The following is a 762-nucleotide window of genomic DNA, read 5'->3' on the forward strand; positions in this document are numbered from 1 at the left end:
AAGTACTGAGACAAATTAAAATATAAGCTATATTTATACCCTAATTATGGGTCGTAAAACAAAAGTTATAGAATTAACGGAAACAGCGAAGCGCGAGCTTGAAGAAGGCTATAAATATTCTGAGTCCGTTCAATTTTCAAGGAGATGCCATTATATTCTGTTGAAGAGTCAAGGCAAGACATCGGAAGAAATAGCCACTATTTTCGATGTTACGATTCAACCTATAAATAAATGGTGCAAACAATATCAGCAACATGGAATTAAGGGTTTGCAGACAAAGTCCGGACAAGGAAGAAAGCCCATCTTCGACAAAGAAAAGGATGAAACTGTAGTCAAAGCCACCGTTCAGAAGGAGCGTCAAAGACTCAAGCAAGCCAAAGATATCTTAGAAGAAGATCTAGGTAAGTCATTCAGCTTGAAAACTCTTCAGCGCTTTTTAAAAGCATTGGCTGCCGATGGAAACGAGTGAGACGAAGGCCTAAACATATATGTTTATCAGAACTGTATCAAGTACGAAAAGAAATGCTGGTAGCTTTGGAAAAGCAAGCTGCACAGGGGCAAATTGACCTGTTTTTTGGAGACGAGACCAAGTTTTCTGAACAGGGGTACGTCCCTTATGCATGGCAATTCGATGATGAAAATGTTGCTATCAAAGTCAGCAAAGGAAAGTCCATCAATTGCTTTGGACTCTTTTCAAGAACAAATCAGTTTCTCTATCGAAATTCGGAAAAGAATATAAGTGCTTCTTTTATTATCGAAACT

The 762-nt window shown here is 38.2% G+C and carries 2 protein-coding genes; both read left to right on the forward strand.

The annotated features are described in order from the left end of the window. Positions 1 to 46: 46 nt before the first annotated feature. A complete protein-coding gene (locus tag HHU12_RS34255; protein WP_169661197.1) occupies positions 47 to 469 on the forward strand; it encodes a helix-turn-helix domain-containing protein in 423 nt (140 codons plus the stop codon). Between the two features lie 65 nt (positions 470 to 534). Then, a partial coding sequence (locus HHU12_RS34260; RefSeq protein ID WP_205960089.1) for a hypothetical protein occupies positions 535 to 762 on the forward strand: 228 nt, incomplete at its 3' end.

The organism is Flammeovirga aprica JL-4 (assembly GCF_012844305.1).
Lineage (GTDB): Bacteria > Bacteroidota > Bacteroidia > Cytophagales > Flammeovirgaceae > Flammeovirga > Flammeovirga aprica.

What these genes read in the sequence shown, in the direction of transcription:
- HHU12_RS34255 (WP_169661197.1), top strand. Translation starts at nt 47, where the DNA reads ATGGGTCGTAAAACAAAAGTTATAGAATTAACGGAAACAGCGAAGCGC.